The sequence below is a fragment of the Arthrobacter sp. Y3221157 genome (assembly GCF_059089865.1).
Map to the genome: position 1 here is coordinate 21,127 of NZ_JBNHFD010000011.1, position 16,497 is coordinate 37,623.

The 16,497-nt window shown below is 66.9% G+C and carries 14 protein-coding genes and 1 pseudogene; 7 read left to right on the plus strand and 8 right to left on the minus strand.

What is annotated here, in order from left to right:
- The first annotated feature begins 96 nt into the window (after positions 1 to 96).
- A complete protein-coding gene (locus AC5RTT_RS05415; RefSeq protein ID WP_494144334.1) occupies positions 97 to 2,058 on the plus strand; it encodes an HNH endonuclease signature motif containing protein in 1,962 nt (653 codons plus the stop codon).
- A gap of 138 nt (positions 2,059 to 2,196) precedes the next feature.
- On the opposite strand, the gene AC5RTT_RS05420 is transcribed toward AC5RTT_RS05415, so the two are convergent.
- Positions 2,197 to 2,970, minus strand: a complete 774-nt coding sequence (locus tag AC5RTT_RS05420) for a putative protein N(5)-glutamine methyltransferase (protein ID WP_494144372.1) — start codon at positions 2,968 to 2,970, stop codon at positions 2,197 to 2,199.
- Positions 2,971 to 3,244: 274 nt separating this feature from the next.
- Between AC5RTT_RS05420 and AC5RTT_RS05425 the strand changes: the two genes are divergently transcribed.
- Complete coding sequence (locus AC5RTT_RS05425) at positions 3,245 to 4,291, plus strand: lactonase family protein (RefSeq protein WP_494144335.1); 1,047 nt, start codon at positions 3,245 to 3,247, stop codon at positions 4,289 to 4,291.
- Positions 4,292 to 4,479: 188 nt separating this feature from the next.
- Positions 4,480 to 7,611, plus strand: a complete 3,132-nt coding sequence (locus AC5RTT_RS05430; protein WP_494144336.1) for an alpha-amylase family glycosyl hydrolase — start codon at positions 4,480 to 4,482, stop codon at positions 7,609 to 7,611.
- 74 nt (positions 7,612 to 7,685) lie between these two features.
- Here AC5RTT_RS05430 and AC5RTT_RS05435 read toward each other — a convergent pair whose 3' ends face one another.
- From AC5RTT_RS05435 to AC5RTT_RS05450, 4 genes are all read right to left on the minus strand, one after another.
- Entirely contained in the window at positions 7,686 to 7,889 is a 204-nt protein-coding gene (locus AC5RTT_RS05435; RefSeq protein WP_494144337.1) for a hypothetical protein, read from the minus strand.
- Positions 7,877 to 8,641 (minus strand): SDR family oxidoreductase, encoded by a 765-nt coding sequence (locus tag AC5RTT_RS05440; RefSeq protein WP_494144338.1) that lies wholly within the window; start codon positions 8,639 to 8,641, stop codon positions 7,877 to 7,879. The genes AC5RTT_RS05435 and AC5RTT_RS05440 overlap by 13 nt, the downstream gene beginning before the upstream one ends.
- Positions 8,642 to 8,661: 20 nt before the next feature.
- Positions 8,662 to 10,926: a 4-alpha-glucanotransferase gene (gene malQ, locus AC5RTT_RS05445; RefSeq protein WP_494144339.1), complete on the minus strand. Its 2,265-nt coding sequence runs from the start codon at positions 10,924 to 10,926 to the stop codon at positions 8,662 to 8,664.
- A 132-nt stretch (positions 10,927 to 11,058) separates the two neighbouring features.
- Complete coding sequence (locus AC5RTT_RS05450) at positions 11,059 to 11,376, minus strand: hypothetical protein (protein ID WP_494144340.1); 318 nt, start codon at positions 11,374 to 11,376, stop codon at positions 11,059 to 11,061.
- Positions 11,377 to 11,705: 329 nt separating this feature from the next.
- Here AC5RTT_RS05450 and AC5RTT_RS05455 point away from each other — a divergent pair, with 329 nt between their 5' ends.
- On the plus strand, positions 11,706 to 12,752 hold the full coding sequence (locus AC5RTT_RS05455; RefSeq protein WP_494144341.1) for an aldo/keto reductase: 1,047 nt from the start codon (positions 11,706 to 11,708) through the stop codon (positions 12,750 to 12,752).
- 18 nt (positions 12,753 to 12,770) lie between these two features.
- On the opposite strand, the gene AC5RTT_RS05460 is transcribed toward AC5RTT_RS05455, so the two are convergent.
- Positions 12,771 to 13,070 carry a hypothetical protein gene (locus tag AC5RTT_RS05460; RefSeq protein ID WP_494144342.1) on the minus strand — a complete coding sequence of 100 codons (300 nt, stop codon included), beginning with the start codon at positions 13,068 to 13,070 and terminating at the stop codon, positions 12,771 to 12,773.
- Between the two features lie 110 nt (positions 13,071 to 13,180).
- Between AC5RTT_RS05460 and AC5RTT_RS05465 the strand changes: the two are divergent.
- Positions 13,181 to 13,354, plus strand: a pseudogene (locus AC5RTT_RS05465) (DUF3040 domain-containing protein); the annotation flags it as partial.
- Here the strand turns inward: AC5RTT_RS05465 and AC5RTT_RS05470 are convergent.
- Positions 13,310 to 14,425, minus strand: a complete 1,116-nt coding sequence (locus tag AC5RTT_RS05470; protein ID WP_494144343.1) for a DMT family transporter — start codon at positions 14,423 to 14,425, stop codon at positions 13,310 to 13,312. The pseudogene AC5RTT_RS05465 and the gene AC5RTT_RS05470 overlap by 45 nt on opposite strands.
- Complete coding sequence (locus AC5RTT_RS05475; RefSeq protein ID WP_494144344.1) at positions 14,422 to 15,018, minus strand: TetR/AcrR family transcriptional regulator; 597 nt, start codon at positions 15,016 to 15,018, stop codon at positions 14,422 to 14,424. The genes AC5RTT_RS05470 and AC5RTT_RS05475 overlap by 4 nt, the downstream gene beginning before the upstream one ends.
- A gap of 148 nt (positions 15,019 to 15,166) precedes the next feature.
- Between AC5RTT_RS05475 and AC5RTT_RS05480 the strand changes: the two genes are divergently transcribed.
- Positions 15,167 to 16,012 (plus strand): SDR family NAD(P)-dependent oxidoreductase, encoded by an 846-nt coding sequence (locus AC5RTT_RS05480; RefSeq protein ID WP_494144373.1) that lies wholly within the window; start codon positions 15,167 to 15,169, stop codon positions 16,010 to 16,012.
- Between the two features lie 171 nt (positions 16,013 to 16,183).
- Positions 16,184 to 16,483, plus strand: a complete 300-nt coding sequence (locus tag AC5RTT_RS05485; RefSeq protein WP_494011781.1) for a DUF4193 domain-containing protein — start codon at positions 16,184 to 16,186, stop codon at positions 16,481 to 16,483.
- Positions 16,484 to 16,497 lie beyond the last annotated feature (14 nt).

The following is a 16,497-nucleotide window of genomic DNA, read 5'->3' on the forward strand; positions in this document are numbered from 1 at the left end:
CGCCATTCCGAACGCCAGGCGACCCCTTTTTAGCGGGTTTTCCACATAGCCTTTCGGGCTGGCTATTTTGTCGGTGGTCTTTGGGAGAGTTGTCCCATGGAGGCCATTGGGGCGCAGCTTGCAGAGTTCGGCAGCACTGCCGGCACTCTTCCGCGGGTTGTGCCGCGGGGCCGCCGCCCGTTTGATAAGCACGACGCCGGCGCTCCGCCCGGGCGGCTGAGTCACCTTCCCGCCCGCCCGGCTCCCACTGACCACTCGGACTCAAGCGCGGCAGGCACCGGCGCGGCAGGCACGGGTGCGGCAGACACTGGGGCGGCAGACACTGGGGCGGCAGGTAGTGATTCGGTTGCCCTCCCGGCTGAAGACCCGCTGGGGCTGGCCGCAATCGGTGCACTGCTCGCGGCGGCTGCTGCCGCGGCACCCGAGTGCCTGACAGCCGTGGACTATGCAGACGCGGCCCATTACGCGGCCCAGATTGAGGAACTTTCCCGGCGTGTGGAGTCATTGCAAATCCAGTCCGCCGGTGCCGTGGACCGCACACGCACCCAGGCCATCGCCGCCGCCACGGCCGCCCGAACCAACAGGGCCCGCACCAGCGCGGCAACAACGGGTAGACCGGGCCAGGGCTGGGTTACTGGCTGGGACGCCCACGGCGTCGAGACACTGAACGAAACCGACGCCAACTGGCCCGCCCCCACCAGTCCCGTACCTGCCGCCGGGCATCAGGATCAGCAGGTGACGTCCACGTTCCCGGCCAACGATGGCTGCCGGAACACCGCCGAGTTCCTTAGGCTCAGGCTCCGCATCCCCATCCGCGAGGCCCGCCGCCGCCTTGCCCTCGCCCACCAGGTCCTGTCAGCCAGCACCCTCACCGGACAACCCGTCCCGCCGTTGCGCATCCACCTCGCCGCCGCCCTCGCTCCCCAAGGCAGCGAAGCTGCAGCACCTGCGGTATCCTCACACGCCGCGACCATCATCACCGCCACCCTCGACCGGCTTCAGCACCACACCACGCAGGAAACCCTCGAGCACATCGAACACCATCTCACCACCGCCGCCAGGACCGCCGACCCCGACTTCCTCGCCCGGCTGGCCCACCGCTGGGCCGACACCATCGACGCCGACGGTACCGAGCCCACAGAAGAAGCCCTTCGCCACACCCAGGGCGCATTCATCCGCAAGCCCCGTCACGGCCTGCACCACCTCGAAATCTTCGCCACCACGGACCAGTACGAATACCTCGCCACCGTCATGAACACCGCCACCAACCCCCGCACCACCACCCCCAACACCAGCACCAGCAGCGGCGCCAGCAGCGGCATCAGCACCGGCCAGCCAATGGAAAACCTCACGTGCAGCAGCCAGCCTCACGCCCCGGCAGACAACCCGGATGCCACCGTGGACCCGCACCGGGACCCTGACATCAACCCGGACCGGCGCACGCGCCCCCAACAACAGCTCGACGGGCTTGTCTCCGCCATCAAAGCAGGCCTGACCACCAACCAGTTGCCCATCACAGGCGGCAACCGCCCCCAGATCATCGCCACCATCAACTACCGGGACCTCTTCCCCGCCAGCACGCGGAACGCTGAGCAGGCGACGCCCGACCGCCCCGGAACCGGAAACTTCGCCTTCACCGGACCAATCGCCGCCACCACCCTGCGCAAAATAGCCTGCGACGCCGACATCATCCCGGCTGTCCTGGGCGCCCACGGCGAAATCCTGGACCTCGGACGGAAAACACGTCTCTTCACCTCGGCCCAGCGCCTGGCCCTCACGGCCCGCGACCAAGGCTGCGCCTTCCCCAACTGCACCATCCCCGCGCCCTGGTGCGAAGCCCACCACATCACCTATTGGTCACACGGCGGCGAAACCACCACCAACAACGGCGTCCTGCTCTGCAGCTACCACCACCACCTCATTCATAAAGAACAATGGAGAATCGCCACCCCGCACGGCACGCCAACCTTCATCCCTCCGCCCCACATCGACCCCCACCAAAAGGCACTGCAAAACCACTACTTCAAACCGCCACCACTCCCCTACCCCCGGGAATGATCCGGGCCCTCCGGTCCGTCCCTCTGCCTAGGGGCGCCCCTCCCCTGCTCTGTCCACTTCGCCCCCCCGCCTGCCCACTTAGCGACCGGGTCCCCTGTGGCGGAGCCAGGTTAGCAACGGTGTCATGTCAGGGCGGTGCTAGGTCGCTTTGGTCCCGATAACTACCGTGCCGTCCAGTTCTTCCGATCGAACGGTCCTGGCAGCAAGGCCAGCCGCCGCAACGATTGATGCCGTTCCTGCTGCCTGCTGCTCGCTGGTCTCAATGATCAGATGCCCTCCGTGACCAAGCCATCCGGGAGCGGAGGCAGCCACAAGGCGCTGGATGTCCAGCCCATCCGCCCCGCCGTCGAGGGAAAGGCGGGGTTCGTGAAGCCGGGCCTCCGGAGGCATGGTCGTAATGGCATCGCTGGGCACGTATGGGGCGTTCGCTGCAAGCACGTGCACGCGGTCGCGGAGCGAAACGGGAAGGGCATCAAACAAGTCTCCCTCGTGCACCTGGCCGCCCAGCGGCCCGACGTTCCGCAGGGCGCATTCCACTGCAGCGGGATCGAGATCGGCGGCGTGGAGTTCCAGGTTTGGGTATACAGCCAGCAGGGCGGCACCTACCGCCCCGGACCCGCAACAGAGATCGACCACGACACTGGATGCAGCGGTGCTGGACGGAGGATGGCCGGCCACGGCAAGCAGTTCCAACGCCACCTGGACAAGCAACTCGGTCCGGCGGCGGGGCACAAAGACGCCTGGTCCTACTTCGATCCGCCGGCCGGAGAACCCGGCCCAGCCCAGGACGTATTCAAGCGGGATACCGGCGCAGCGCCGCTCCACCCTACGGGCCAGTTCCTTAGGGCTGGAAGATTCGGCCACAAGGAGCCGGGCCTCCTCCTCAGCAAAAACGCAGCCGGCGCCCCGCAAGGCGGCGACAACCCCAGCAAGAGTCAGGGAAGCGGGAGGTGATTCAGGAGGAGCAGGAAACCATTCAGCAGGTGGCATGGGAACGCCTTTCGGTGTGCCGGTGGTCACCCTGCACGCACAAGTCAGGCCAAACGGCCCGGACAGCAGCACCAGGATGAACCCGAAACAGGTAACACGTTGATCGGACCCACCTCCTCCTGCCGAGACTGGAAATTCCATGCTAGCTGAGGCCGCGTCACCACGGAGGGAACAAAATTCTTGGCAGGATGGAAGCATGACCTCCGCCACTAGCGACACCATCATCTGGACCGGCACCTACACACCGGACGGAGACGGCCGGGCCGAGGGCATCGGCGCCCTCCGCGCCCATGAGGACGGCAGCCTGGAGTGGCTGGGCACGGCCGTGCAGGCGCAGTCCCCGTCCTTCATTGCCGTGCACCCAACCCTTCCGGTCGTCTACGCGGTGGCTGAGCAGCGCAAGATGGTCCAGGCATACCGCCGGACCGGCGCTTTTGGCCTGGAGCCGCTCGGCCCGCCGCAGCCCGCCGGTGAGGCCACCTGCCATGTGGCCGTCGACCGGCGGGGCCGCTTCGTAACCGCTGCCTGCTGGGGTGATGGCCAGGTCCTCCTGTATGAACTGGATTCCGACGGCGGCATAACCGGGCGGTTTGCGTCCCCGCCATCGGCGGACCCGCATGCGAGCCTGTCCCCGGGCCAGCCCCGGCCAAGCCGGGCGCACGCCAGCCTGATGCTCCAGGACGGCCGCATCATGACCACCGATCTTGGCCATGACACCCTCCGTGTCTGGAACTACATCCCGGGGACAGGGCTTGTTGCCGACCATGAGGTGGCACTGGCGTTCGGCAGCGGTCCCCGCCACTTGGTGCAGCATGCCAGCGGCAACGTCTTCGTCGTCTCTGAATACTCCGTTGAGGTCTTTATCGTCCGGCCTGAAGCCGGGACCTTTGAACTGGTGTTCCGCGGACCGGCTACGTCCGGCGGCAGCCAGTCCGGAGACTCCGCGGCCGAGATCTGCCTGGGAAAGGACGGCGGCTACGCCTATGTAGGTGTCCGCGGCACCAACATCATCAGCACTTTAGAGGTTGCCGGCGGCGGAACGGAACTCCTGCCGGTCCAGGACATGGGGAGCGGCGGCGACTGGCCGCGGCACCACCTGGTGAGGGACAACTGGCTCCACGTGGCCCATGAACGGTCGGACAACGTGGCCACGTTCGCCCTGGATCCTGTCACAGGGCTGCCGGGCCCCCTGCTCCATGACGTCCGGACGCCCTCACCCACAGCCCTCATCCTGGCTGGCTAAGACCTTTAGCCAGAGCTTCCGGGGCCCGCAACGGGCATTACCCAAACGCTGGAGTTATTTGGTGCAAGCGCTTACAGTTGTGACGTGGTTCACAGGGTGATGCTGCCTTGTGAACCTGGATCATGCAGCACGCCCTGCCTCCGGCAAACCTGTACAGCAGCGCCGCTACACCAGGAAGGTCTCACCCCTTGACATCCCGCACCCCTAACAGCGCCTTGTCGCGCGCCAGAACCACCAGGCAGAAACGATCACCACGAACAGGAACGGTTCCGTCCACCCTCCGGACGGCGGGCTTCCGCTCCGCGGCAGGACTGGTTGCAGCAGCCATTACCGTATCCGCAGCAATCCTTCCCGCAGCCGCCACACCGGGCACCAAAGAGGGCCCAAAGAACCCGGGAGCGTCATCAGCCCTCCACTCGCTCCGGGCCCCGGTCACCGACGAGAACTTCTATTTCGTCATGGCCGACCGCTTCAGCAACGGCAGCACCGCCAACGACCAGGGCGGGCTTGGCCCCGATCCCATGGTCTCGGGCTTCGATCCGGCCAGGAAGGGGTTCTACAACGGCGGCGACCTGGCCGGGCTCCTCAACAAGATCGACTACATCCAGGGACTCGGCACCACGTCCATCTGGCTCACCCCCAGCTTTAAGAACAAGGCCGTCCAGCCCGAGGACAAATCCGCGGGCTACCACGGCTACTGGATTACCGACTTCACCCAGATCGATCCCCACCTTGGCACCAACGACGAACTCAAGGCCCTCATCGACGCTGCCCACGCCCGCGGCATGAAGGTCTACTTCGACATCATCACCAACCACACGGCGGACGTCATCGGCTACCAGGAAGGTGCGCGCAAGGGCTACGTCTCCAAGGATGCAGTCCCTTACAGGACGGCGGACGGCCAGGAATTCGATGACCGCGACTACGCCGGCACAGGCGACTTCCCGGATCTGGACGCCGCCACCTCCTTCCCCTACGTGCCCGTCCTGGACGAGGACGAAAAGGACCTGAAGGTTCCGGCCTGGCTGAACGACCCCACCCTTTACCACAACCGCGGCGACACCACCTTCGTGGGTGAGGACGCCTACTACGGCGACTTCTTCGGCCTTGATGATCTCTTCACGGAGCATCCCACGGTGGTGGAGGGCATGAAGGACATCTACAAAACGTGGATCGGTGACTTCGGCGTGGACGGTTTCCGGATCGACACCATGAAGCACGTCAACAACGAGTTTTGGCAGGAATTCGGCCCGGACGTCCTCACCTACGCGAAGGAACAGGGCAAGGAAGAATTCTTCATGTTCGGCGAGGTCTTCGACACTACCAAGAGCTTCACCTCGCAATTCACCACCCGGAACCAGATGCAGGCCGTACTGGACTTCCCGTTCCAGGACGCAGCCCGCAACTTCGCCTCCAAGAGCCAGGACACCCGGAACCTGGCGACGTTCTTTGCGGGCGATGACTGGTACACGGACGCCGACTCCAACGTCTATCAACTGCCCACGTTCCTGGGTAATCACGATATGGGCCGCATTGGCAGCTTCATCGCCGCCGACAACCCGGGCTCGGGCGACGCGGAGCAGGTGGCCCGTGACCGGCTTGCCCACGAGCTGATGTACTTCTCCCGCGGCAACCCCGTGATCTACTACGGCGACGAGCAGGGCTTCACCGGCCCCGGCGGAGACCAGGACGCGCGGCAGACCCTGTTCGCGAGCAAGGTGCCGGAATACCTGGACGATGACCTGCTGGGAACTGATGCCACCCATGCGGAGGACAACTTCAACACCGGACACCCGCTGTACGCGAAGATCAGCGAACTGGCGGCACTGACCAAGGAGCACCCCGCCCTCCGCGACGGCGCTCACCAGCACCGCCACGCGTCCGAGGGTGCAGGCATCTACGCCTTTTCCCGCATAGACGCGGAAGACCAGCGGGAATACGTTGTGGCGCTGAACAACAGTGAGCAGCCGCAAACTGCCGAGGTTCCTACCTATATCGCCAAGCGCAACTACACCCGCATCTACGGCAATGCGGCAGCTGAAGCCAAGACGTCGGAGGACGGGAAGCTTACCGTCACCGTCCCGCCGTTGTCCGCCGTGGTCTACCAGTCCTCGGGCCGCATCCCGCACTCGAAGGCCGCGCCCACCGTCGTGCTCCAGGAACCTGCGGCGGCACTCGGTGACAATGGCCGACTTAACGTGACGGCCGACGTCGACGGTTCCTCGTTCTACGAGGTCACCTTCGAAGCGAGAACAGCGGGCGGCACATGGGAACCGATCGGCACTGATGACACTGCTCCCTACCAGGTATTCCATGACGTCGCGGCCTTGGACGCCGGCACCGCGGTGGAGTACCGCGCCACCGTCCTGGACAATGGCGGCCACACAGCCACCAGCCAGGCGCTCTCGGCCAGCGTCCCGGCACCCGTTCTCACGCTGCAGAAACCCGAAGAAGGCAGCAGCGTCAAGGGCATGGTGGAACTCAGCGCCACAGCCGATCCTGAGAAAGCCAGCCACACTGTCTCTTTTGAGCGCAGCGTGGCGGGCGGCGAGTGGACGGCCGTCGGGTCTGATAATTCTTCGCCGGTGTACTCCGCGACGGACGATGTCTCCAGCCTGGCGGACGGCACCGAGGTAAAGTACCGCGCTTCGATGAGCGGCCCCGGCTTCACTGTCGCCAGCGAGGTGCGCACAGTCACTGTGGGCGAGGCCCCGCAGCCCGACTCAGTCACCGTTGCCGGCTCGCTGAACCAGGCGATGGGCTGCGCCGAAGCATGGCAGCCTTCCTGCAGCCAGGCCATGATGACCCTGGACCCGGCAGACAACATCTGGCGCCTGACGGTGGACCTGCCGGCAGGCAAGTACGAGTACAAGGCGGCGTTGAACGGCGGCTGGGATGAAAACTACGGTGACGGCGGCCAATTCAACGGCCCGAACCTCGTTCTGGACCACCCCGGCGGGCCGGTGACGTTCCGCTACGACAACGGGACCCACGTCCTAGGCGCGGTCTACGCCTCCCAGCAGCCCGGAGCAGTGGCCGCTGCCGGCAGCATGAACAGCGAGCTTGGCTGTGCTGCCGACTGGGAGCCAGCCTGTGACCAGGCCCAGCTGGTGCTGGACCCGGCAGACCTGGTGTGGAAGCTAAGCGTTCCGGACCTGGCCGCCGGAAGCTACGAGTTCAAGGCGGCGCTGAACCGTTCCTGGGACATCAGCTACGGGGCGGGCGGCGCCTCCCCTGGGGCCAACATCGCCTTTGAGCACGACGGCGGCCCGGTCACCTTCCGCTATGACCACTTCAACCACGTGATCACGGCGGGTTAGCGCCCGTCAGTCAGGAGGGCCCCTTGCCTTGTTCCCAAGTTTGGGACGGGGCGAGGGGCCCTTCCCGTTCCCGGTCAACCCTTGACGGGGTGCCCCAGGATGCCGATGAGCCGGCGGACGGCGTCTTCGGCTGCTGGTGGCGGCCCGAACACCTCAGCCTGGCGCGTGGTGTCGGCGACATAGCGCCCGGTCTGGAACCAGGTGATCATGGCCGCGAGGTCCTTCACCATCGGATTGAAGCGGCCCACTACCAATTCCGCCGTCTTCAGGACCGGCATGGGGACGGAGCGGACCTTGATGGGTTTGCCTGCAGGCGTCCCGCGATCTCTGCGACGTCCTGCATGCCGAGCGGACGGTCCCAGCCGATGTCGATCCGCTGCCCGTCAATGCCGGGAGCGTCCACGGCTTCTGCCAGGTAGCCGGCGAGGTCCGGGGTCAGCACGAACGTGGTGGGGATGCGGGGCGAGCCCATCCACATGAGCTTGCCCTTGGTGATCGGGTCCCCGCCGAACCGGGTGACCTGGTCCAGGAAGGCGCCGGGACGCAACGCGACGAAGGGAACACCAAGCTGCTCGAGCCTGTCCTCCATGAGCTTCTTGTGCCAGAAGTGCGGGACCTCGGGAGTCTGGTCGCAGGTGAGGATACTGGTGAGGACGAACCGGCGGACACCCGCGCGGCGGGCGGCCTCGGCGAGGTTGGAGTTGCCCTTCGTGTCGATATCGGGCGTATCCCCCTTGGAATGCCTGGTGTAGCCGGCGGCCGAGGTCACCACTGCATCCGCGCCGGCCATGGCACGGTCAAGCGAGTCCGGGTCCATCATGTCGCCCCGGGCGATGTCGGCGCCGGCTGCCTCCAGCCTGGACGCATCCGAACCTGGCCGGACCAGGGCGCGCACCTGTTTCCCCCGCTTCAGCAGCTCAGTGGCCACCTGGCTTCCCAGGAAGCCTGTGCCGCCAACCACCAGCGTGGGCCCACGCCCGTCGGGGTCCCTGGCCGAGCTTGCGAGGTCGGGGGACGGGTGGGGATTCATGGCGCCCTCCTCAGGGTTGTTCAGCCGTGGAGAGCCTCCTCTACCGCCGCGAGCAGGCTGTTGAATCGAGCGTTCGCGGGGAGGTCATCAAGGAAAACAGGACTGCCGTCCGGCCCGCCCAGTGGAACCTGCCAGTTCGGGTAGAGTGCCTCGGTAGTCCCGGGTTGGTTCTGCACGCGCCGCTCCCCTACTGCGTCCACAAGAGCCACGCCCAGCAGGACGGACGGAGTCTGCGTGAGTAGCAGGTGCAGCGCCTCGATGGTGCGCTCCTCGGAACCGGGTGATCCTGCCACGGAACCAGCGGCCCCGCCCTCCGGAAGGTAGCCCCGTTCCCGCAGCATCGCGAGCATCTTTTCCAGGGACGCGTTGTGCTCGGCCCGTTCTTCGGCTTCGGAGCGTTCCAGCAGGCCAAGCCGGCTCCGCAGGGCCACATGGTCGCCGGCAAGGTAGCCGGCGGTGGGCGGAAGGTCGTGGGTATTCACGCTGGCAAGTGCCTGCGTACGGTACTTTTCGGGCGCCAGGGGCGAGTCGCCGTCGTACTCAAACCAAAGGATGGACGTGCCCATGATGCCGCGCGCGGCCAGGTAGTCCCGCACCCAGGGCTCGAAGGTGCCGAGGTCCTCGCCGATCACCACGGCGCCGGCGCGGTGCGCTTCAAGGGCGAGGATGCCGATCAGTGCCTCGTGGTCGTAGCGGACGTAGGCGCCGTCGCCGGGCGCGTTGCCCACCGGGATCCACCAGAGCCGGAACAGGCCCAGGATGTGGTCCACGCGGATACCGCCGGCGTGCCGCAGCACGGTGGCGAGCATGTTGCGGAACGGCTGGTAGCCGGCTTCAGCAAGCCTGACGGGGTGCCATGGCGGCTGGCCCCAATCCTGGCCCTGCTGGTTGTACATGTCCGGCGGCGCGCCCACGCTGGTGGCCGGCGCCAGCACGTTCCGGAGAGTCCAGGCGTCGGCACTGCTGTGGTCCACTCCGACAGCCAGGTCGTGGACCACGCCCAGCCGCATGCCCGCCCTCAGCGCGGCCTGCTGGGCACTCTCCAGCTGCTCGTCGCAGATCCACTGCAGCCAGCGGTGGAACCCGATGCGGTCAGCCAGCTTCTCCCGGAGGGTCTCCGCTTCCGGGGAGCCCAGGGCGGTGGCTGGGTCCTTCCAGAGCGGGTCGTCCGGGGCAAGGTCCTCGCGGATGGCGGACCAGAGGGCGAAATCGTCGAGTCCGCTGCCGGAAATCCGGCAAAACTCGTCGAACGCTGCCTGCCGGGCCGGCGATCGGCGGGTGTGGTACAGCAGTTCCAGTGCTTGCAGCTTGGCGGCGTAGACGGAGTTCCGGTCCAGCCGTTCACCGTCCTTGTTGAGTCCGGCCACTTCCTCATGCAGTTTTTCCAGCTGGGCACGTCTGCGCGGCTTCAAGTAGGCCAGCTCCGGAACGGCCTCAATCCGGATGTACAGCGGGTTGAAGAACCGCCGGGTGGACGGCGAGTAGGGCGAAGGCTGCACCGGCGGAACCGGCTCCGCCGCGTGCAGCGGGTTGACCAGCACGTAGTCGGCGCCGCGGGCACCGCTCAGCGCGGCCAGGTCGGCCAAATCCGAGAAGTCGCCGATCCCCCAAGACCGCTTGGACCGGACGGAATACAGCTGGGTTGCCAGGCCCCAGCCGCGGCGCTTCTCCAGTTCCTTTGCCGTCTCCAGCCGGGCAGGGGCCACCACCAGCGTGGTGGCTGCGGTGGTGCCTTCAGATTCGGCCACGAGCGTGTGCCAGCCCAGCGGCAGGTCGTGTGGGAGCGCGAAGGTTGCCCGGCCCACCGACACTCCGTCCACGTCGCGGGGCTCCACCCGGACGTCCTGCTGCTCCGCGTCCCGCGTCCCGGCCCCGCCTTCCAGCGTGATGGCCAGGCTGGCAGCCGCTCCTTCCCGCACATGCACCTGGACCTGCGCCGGCTCGCCCTGCTGGACTACGACGGCGGGTGGCAGCATCCGCCGCCACGGCGCCAGTTCCGCGTCCGCCAGGGCCTCCTGGATGTGCTGGTTGGTGTGGGCCTCGACGCCCAGGGCAGCCAGAACCTTGATAAGTGTTTCCTCGGCCACCGAGTGCGGCAGCCCGTCCCAGCCCTGGAATGAGGTTCCCACCCCGTGGGCATCGGCCAACTGCTGGAGCAGGTGGGGGTCCACGCGTTCACTTGTAGCGGACCTGCCGGCAGCAGATTCCCCGGCAGCCGGAGCTAGGCCCGGTGGATCGGCCGGCGTCGCTGGCCGTGGTGCGTGCTGCTGGTCTGAAGCCGTCATGCGTGTCCGCCTCGTCTGGTGTGAAGGGATCGAACTTACAGTGCTGCCTGTTGTACCGGGCGTTCGCACCCCCGTACACAACCGTTGGTTCAGATTATTGCAGGGCGGGGCAGAGGCGAAATGCAGACGGTGTCACACGTCCCGCGTCCCGGCCCTACGGCTCGAAGTGCGCGTTGCGCCGGGATGGTCGGCAAAAGGTTCAATGCGGCGCTCTGGTTTTCGTCCGGGGCAAGGGGGACGCACCAGCACGCTGTGCCAGCCGTTCTCCCCCAGGACATTCCGGTACTCGGGCCAATGGGTGTCGGTCTCCCCATCGGGCAGGACAACGAAACGCATGTTCTCCAGGGCGGTGAGGCACGGCCCCTGGCGCAGGTCCTGTTCCAGCGCGTCCAGTTCCCTGGCCCGCTCGCTGCTGCCGGCCACCGTGGTGCTGCGCTTGCGCAGCACCACGCCGCACTCAATGTGCGTGCCGGCAGACTCACTCAGCGTCGCGGCCGCCGCCGGTGGACAGCTCCGTGAGGAACTCGCTCACATTGGTGCTGCCGATAAATCAAGTCGCACAGCTTCACGAACTGCTCGGCTTTGCCGGGGGTGGCCAGCCCTCAAGGTAAGCGAGATCGCGGGCTGGTGCGCGCGCGCCACAAAACGTCATCCGGCCCCCTGCGTTACTTCGTGCGTCGAAAAGCGAAGGACTAAGGCAGGAATCTTCAGGCAGCCGGCGGATCTGGGTAGCCTCGTGACGGGCCAAGGGCAAACAAGGCAACGGGAGGAGACCGGGGATGAGCCTCAGCGAACTGCGGGTTTTCGGGCGGTCGGGAACGCCCGTCAGCGCGCTCACACTGGGCACCATGAACTTCGGTGAAGGGACCGGCGGCCCATCGGGGGCTCCCACCGGCGCCGAGGAAAGCATCCGGATCATCCACGCCGCGCTGGACGCAGGTATCACTGCCATCGACACCGCCGACGTCTATTCCCAGGGCGAGTCCGAGCAGGTGGTGGGCCGGGCCCTGCGCGGACGCCGCGACGATGTTTTCCTCGCCACCAAGTTCCATGGGCAGATGAGCGCCAACCCCGCCCACTCCGGCAACTCCCGCCGTTGGATCACCCAGGCAGTGGAAGGCAGCCTGCGCCGGCTGCAGACGGATCGCATTGACCTCTACCAGGCGCACCGGCCCGACTACAACACCGACGTCCTGGAAACCATCACCACCCTTAATGACCTGATCCGGCAGGGCAAGATCCTCTACTACGGCACATCCGTCTTCACGCCCGCGCAGCTGGTGGAGGCGCAGTGGCTGGCCACCACTAACCACTTGATCCCGCCGCTGGGGAACCAGGTGCCGTACTCGATGCTGGTCCGCGGCAACGAGCGGGACGTGCTGCCCATCGCGCAGCAGTACGGGCTGGGTGTCCTTGCCTATGGACCGCTGGCCGGCGGTTGGCTGTCCGGCAGCTTCGTCCTGGAATCCGGCCGGCCGGCCACCCGCGTGCACTCCCTGCCCGGGAGGTACGACATCTCCGGCCCCGCCAGTGAGCGGAAGCTGCTCGCGGCGGACGCCCTGGCCCGGCTGGCCGACAAGCTGGAGCTCCCCCTGGTGGACCTCGCCGTCGGCTTTGCCCTGGCCCATCCGGCCATCAGCAGCGTGATCATTGGCCCGCGCAACGAGGAGCACCTGTACGCCTACCTGCGCGCCGCGGGCATCCGGCTGGGTGAAGACGTGCTGGACGCCATCGATGACATCGTCCCGCCCGGCACCAATTTCGTGGAGCGGGACGCGGGCGCCATTGTCCCGTCCATCGAGTTTGCGGAATTACGACGGCGATAGCCGGCTTCGTGCCGGCGCCTACCTTTGCCGCCCGGAGCGGCGCAGGGCGAACCGGTAGCCTGCCCAGAACGCCAGAAGGAGCAGTCCGGCCAGGATCAGGGCATAGCCAAGCCTGGCCGTGCCGTCCATGAAAACCAGGTTGTTCGACGAAAAGGGCCCGTTCGCCAGCGGCGCGTAGGCAAACCAGCCCACGTCCTGCCGCGGGGCCCGCACTAACAACGTCCCGATCACGCCGCTGGCCACCGCGACCAGCGGCACCATAAACCTCCGCCAGTTCCGTCCGCCGGACCGGCCACTGCTGTTCTCCCCCAAAGCCATGCCTTCACCCTAGCGCCACGCGGCCAGGCAGGTCTTGACTAAGTGAGACAAGGCTCCTACGGTCAGTACCGATACCCGCGTCTCATGGAACCCAGGGGCATGCAATGCCAATGTCCGAAGAGGAGCGGAGGCTGCTTCACGAGCTGGAATTGCGGCTGATCGCTGACGATCCCCACCTGGCCATGGAACTGCTCTCCGGCTATCCCGCCCGCCGCGTCCCGGCCAGGCTCTTCGCCGGCTCAGTCGCGTGCCTGCCCGGCCTTGTCCTCCTCCTGGTGGGAATCGGCAGCCAGGCGGCCACCGCCGTCGTCCTCGGCCTTTTGCTGCTGGGCGCGGGGGCCTTCGTGTTCCTGGACCGGCCCTTCCCAGGCAGGGACCGGCGGCGGGAACAGCCCACCGGCTAGGGCGGGTTCCCTTTTGCGCCGAGGGTTGCGCGGGGTGCGCGGCGTCAGGATGAACAGGCTCGCCAGGACGACGGCGGCGCCAAGCCAGCCGAGTGCCGGTAGTCGCTCTCCCACCACCAGCACGGCCAGGACAGCGGCCACCACTGTCTCCAGCAGGGAGATGCTGGTGGCGGTGCTGGCGTGCAGCCGGGCCAATCCCCATCCGAACAGGACGTAGCCGGCGAACATCGGAACCAGCGCCATGTAGGCCCCCACGGAGAAGGTGATCCACGATTGCAGCAGCGGGGCGCCCGTCAGGGCCAGTACTGGCATCAGCAGCACCCCTCCAAGCCCGAACACCGCTCCCATTGCCGCCCTCGAGGAGATCCCGCCGCTGATCAGCCGGTGCGCGGCCCAGGAATACAAGGCATAGGTGCCGCCTGCTACCAGGCCCAGGAGGATGCCTGCCGCCGGCGCTCCGGAAGCTGCGCCTTCCAGGCCGGGCCCGGGGCCTGCAGGCCCGTGGCCCGCGAAGGACAACAGGGCCGCGCCGCCCATTCCCAGCAGCGCACCGGCAATCCACCGCCGGGTCAGCGGCTTGCGGTCCGCGAACCGCTCCACCAGGGCTGCAGCCACCGGGGCCGAGCCGATGGAAACGACAGTTCCGATGGCTACGCCGGCCAGACGCATGGAACTGTAGAAGGCAAGGGGATAGACGGCAACCGCTGCTGCAGCCAGGAGCACCAGCTGCCACCTTTGCACCAGCCCGCCCCGCTGGGCCGCAATGGATCGGGCGGCATACAGCGCCTGCAGCAGGCCGCCGATCCCCATGGCCACGGCACCGATGGCGAGCGGGCTGACGGACGGCGCGAAGGTGGCGGCGGTTCCGGTGGTGCCCCAGAGGACTGAAGCGGCCGCCACGAACAGGGCCCCCCAAAGTGGCGCGTCGGCGGATGCGACTTTTGCCCTCACAGGTCCTCCAGTATCCGGGCAGCAATGAGCCTCGCATCCCTGAGCCGGGCATCCCCGCCTTCGAGCCCCGCCCTGGCCATGGACCCCTCCAGGAGGAAGGAGAGGTGGCGCGCCAGACCTGCGGCGCGCTCGTCCTCTCCGGGCAGCAGCTCGAGTACATGCGCCTCCAGCAGTTGCTCGACCTGTTCCTTGTGCCGCCGCACCGCCTCCCGGCCTGGGTCCCCGGCCGGGAGTTCCGCGGCGGCATTCAGGAGCCCGCAGCCCCGAAACCCGTGCTCATAGGCTGCATTGGCATGGTCGAGGTAGGCATCGAAGATGGCCAGGACCCGTTCCCGGGGATTCCCGGCGTTTTCCAGCCGGCGGCGGTACAGCTCCAGCCATTCCGCGTGCCGGGCTTCCAGGTACGCCGCCACCAGGTCGGCCTTGGAGGCGAAGTTGTTGTAGAGGCTTTTCTTCGCCACCCCCGCTTCCGAGGTGATGGTGTCAATGCCCGTGGCGGCCACCCCTTTGGCATAGAACAACCGGGCGGCGGCGTCCAGCAGCAGCTGGCGCGCGGGGCGCCGGGGCGGTACGGAAACACGCGGTGCAGGCACAAACACTCCTCAAAGCAGCGATAGGTAGCCCAGTCTACCTACAACCGCACCCCGCAGGCGAAGGCGGGCCTTACCCGCTATGGCCTCGCCCGGCGATCCGTGCTGGGATTGGGGTAGGAAGCGTCAGGAGGCGGTAGCCGTGGCATCTATGGATGGCCGGATTGCGCTGGTCACGGGGGCAACGGGAGGCTTGGCCAAGGCGGTTGCCGCCGGCCTCGCCCGGGAAGGCGCCGCCGTCGTCGTGATTGGCCGGAACTACGCCCGCGCGGAAGAGGCTGTGGCGGATATCCGGGCGCGTGTCCCGGCGGCCAGGCTGGAGCCCCTTGCCTGTGACGTGTCCCTGCAATCGTCGGTCCAGGCGGCGGCGGACCAGGTCCGAGCCCGCTACGGGCAGCTCGATGTGCTGGTGAACGCGGCGGGGGTCTTCCGGAAGGAACGGCATGTGACCGCGGAGGGGCTGGAGCTGACGTTTGCCACCAACGTCATGTCCTACTTCCTGTTCAGCAACCTCCTGCTGGAACCCCTGAAAAAGGCCGCAGCCTCGGCAGGATCGGCGCGGATCGTGAACGTCGCCTCCAGGTACGGCAATACGCAGCTCACCTTTGATGACCTACAGACCGCCGAAGGCAGATACAGCTACCTGCGCTCCACGCCGCCCAGCATGCTGGCCCGTGTCCTCCTCACCCAGGAGCTCGCGGAGCGCCTGCGCGGCACGGGCGTCGTGGCCAACGCGGTGCACCCCGGACTGGTCAGGAACACCGGGCTGCTGCAGGACGTGGGCGGGCCGTTCCGGTGGATCACCAACAGGTTCGGGAAAACGGCGGAGCAGGCTGCGGACACGCCCCTATGGCTGGCGACGGCAACGGAGACAGCCGCAGTGTCCGGCAAGCTCTGGGCACAGCGGAAAGAACTGCCCACCCCGGGGATGGGCGCGGACCCGGAAGCCAGGCACCGGCTCTGGGCCGAATGCTCGCGATTGGCCGGATGGGCTTAATAAACGCCGAAAGAAGTTCCCCGTCCCTCCTTGAGCCTGTGGCGGGAAGTGCGCATTGCCCGCATAATGGCGTACCGGGAAGTTCCCGGCCGGGAATAACTGCGGGCCGGCCAGGGTTTCCGCTCTGTTCAGAACAATCGGGCAATAGAAGCCGTACAGGAGAACGCATCAATGGCAGTTGACTACGACGCTCCGCGGGTGACTCCGGAAGAAGAACCGAACGTCGCCCTGGAGGAGCTGAAGACTGAGAAGCCGGGACGGCGGGAGGCTGCCCCCGACGTTGACGAGTCGGACCTCGCGGACAGCTTTGAGCTCCCGGGCGCCGACCTGTCCAACGAGGAGCTGCTGATCCAGGTGGTCCCTGTGCAGCAGGACGAATTCACCTGCATGTCCTGCTTCCTTGTCCACCACCGCAGCCAGCTGGCACGGGAAAAGGACGGCAAGAAGTACTGCAAGGAGTGCGAGGGGTAAAAGGGGTCGGAGGC